At 75.0% G+C, this 2312-nt stretch carries 2 protein-coding genes; one reads left to right on the forward strand and one right to left on the reverse strand.

The features are described from left to right. On the forward strand, positions 1-1231 hold a 1231-nt coding region (locus G5C65_RS35670; RefSeq protein WP_165303204.1), incomplete at its 5' end, for a hypothetical protein. Here the strand turns inward: G5C65_RS35670 and G5C65_RS35675 are convergent. Beyond that, complete coding sequence (locus G5C65_RS35675; RefSeq protein ID WP_165303205.1) at positions 1218-2294, reverse strand: MerR family transcriptional regulator; 1077 nt, start codon at positions 2292-2294, stop codon at positions 1218-1220. The genes G5C65_RS35670 and G5C65_RS35675 overlap by 14 nt on opposite strands. Positions 2295-2312 lie beyond the last annotated feature (18 nt).

Here is a 2312-nt window from a genome sequence, read left to right on the forward strand (position 1 = left end):
CTCCCCCGGCTCCCCGCTGTGGCGCCCGGCCCCGGCGCCGGACAGCCCCTCCGGGCGCCCCGTCGCCGCGGCCATCGGCATCCTGGTGCTGCTGGGCGTCGGCATCGGCTTCGGGGCCAACAGCTCCCCCCGCGAGGAGGGCTTCTCCTCGAAGCCGCTCCCGACCCGCTCGACCACGCCCGGATGGATGCGCACGGCGTCACCGTACGAGTCCGCCCCCGGCTCGCGCCTGGGCAGCGGCCGGTACACCATCGTCCACCTGAGCACGTCGCCCGACGGCGGCGCCGCGGGCCCCTCGGTGCGGTCGACGCTCAGGAAGGCGGCGCTGGCCAGCGACCTCGACGGCAAGGTGAGCGTGGTCTCCGTCGACAGCGACTCCCTGGGATCGGGGAGCGTGAAGCGGCGCTACCCCAACGTCGTCGCGGTGATCGGCGACACGGAACGGACCGGGAGCCCGTACTCCGGCTCCCGCTCGTCCTACAGTTCCCCCGTCACCATCGACACCTGCCGGGCGCCGGGCGAGGACCGGCGGGAGGACATCGCGGCCGGGGCGTCCTTCTCCCTGAGCCCGTCCACCACGGACGTGGCCGCCCGGCTCCGCACGTATCTGCGCGACGTCCACGACGTCCATCGTCCGCTGATCGGCGACGACGCCTTGCACAGCGACCTCACCAGGGCGCTGCGCGAGGGGAGCCGGAGCGGCTGGAAGCCCGAGGTCCTCGACAGCGACACGCGGCAGCCCGGGAGAGACACCCTCGCCCGCGACGCCGAGCGGGCGGACGCGGACGCCGCCGTCCTCCCGAACCTCTCCTACAGCGGTCCGCTCGCACCGAAGAAGCTGCTGGAGTCCGGCTTCCGGGGCCCGGTGCTCGTGCCGTTCGAGCCGCCGCCGGGCTGCAACCGCGCCCAGCGGGCCCAGCGGGACACCCGGTTCCGGAACGCCGCGTCCGAGGGGCTGCTGCGGTACCGCTCCGGCCCGGCCGAGCGGGGCACGGAGACGAGGGAGCGGGACGCGGCGCTGCTCCTCGCGGAGGCGCTCAAGGAGCAGTCCGGCAAGCCCAGCACACTGCGGCTGCGCCGGTCGCTGGGCCGCGAACTGGCGAAGACCGAGGTGCGGGGCTCCGCCGGACGGCTCTCCCTCGACGGCGGGTACGCGCGCAGCAGCCCGCTGTGGATCGACCGCTTCGACGGCGAGAAGTGGCGGGTCGAGCGCAAGCTCAGCGCGGAGTGACGTCCGCGACGACACACGCGACGTTGTCCGGGCCGCCGGCGGCGTTCGACTGCCGGACGAGTTCCCGTACGGCGTCGGCGGGGCCGTCGGCGGCGAGCAGCGTGCGCCGCACGTCCGCGTCCGGGACGACGGCGTACAGCCCGTCCGAGCACAGCAGATACCGGTCGCCGGGGTGCACGTCCCGCAGCCGTACCTCGGCGGCGGGGTCCTCGCCGTCCGCGCCCAGCGCCCGGAGGAGCAGCGCACGCTGCGGATGCGAGCGCCCCTCCTCGGCGGTGAGCCGCCCCTCGTCGATCTGGCGCTGGACGTGGGTGTGGTCGTCGGTGATCCGGAACAGCCCGCCGTCGCGGAGCAGATAGGCGCGCGAGTCCCCGATGTGGACGAGGCCGAGCTGGGCGCCGTCCAGGAAGAGCGCGGTGAGGGTGGTTCCGCTCTCGGGGCCGCCCAGGTCCCGTACGGCGCGGTCGGCGCCGCGCACGGCGTCGTCGAGGGCGCCCAGCAGTCCCCCGGCGGGAACGGAACGCCCGAACTCCGCGAGCGCGCCGACGGCGGCGCTGCTGGCCCCCTCCCCATCCGCACCAAATCCATCGGCAACGGCGAGCACGGTGTCACCGGCGTACACGGCGTCCTGGTTGCTCTCGCGCACCAGACCGGTGTCGGTGAGCGCGGCGTACTGGATGTCCACGGTCTGCGTCATCGTCGTGTCCCTCCCGGAGAGGTGGTCGACGAGGGAGGCGGCCAGGTCGCGGCGCAGGGCGGTATCGGCCTCGACGCCGTCCCAGTACGCGCGCACGGCGGAGGCGGCCTCGGCCCCCTCCATCGCGCACACGTCCCGGATCCGCGCCAGCGGCATCCCGACCCGCCGCAGCCACGCCACGAGTCGCGCCCGCGCGAGCTGGTCCGGCGCGTAGTACCGGTACCCGGACGCGGGGTCGACGTACGCGGGCGGCAGCAGCCCGAGCCCGTCGTACAGCCGCAGCGCCTTGGGCGACAGCCGCGAGGCGTGGGCGAAAGCCCCGATCCCGAGCAACTCCCCCACGCCCTGCGCCCCCTCCCTCGTCATACGGTCACCGGGAGGCTC

Origin of the sequence: Streptomyces boncukensis, from assembly GCF_011045075.1 — a bacterium.
Classification (GTDB): Bacteria; Actinomycetota; Actinomycetes; order Streptomycetales; family Streptomycetaceae; genus Streptomyces; species Streptomyces boncukensis.

Bases quoted from the DNA above. Each gene is read 5' to 3' on its own strand.
- G5C65_RS35675 (WP_165303205.1), bottom strand. From the start codon at position 2,294: ATGACGAGGGAGGGGGCGCAGGGCGTGGGGGAGTTGCTCGGGATCGGG.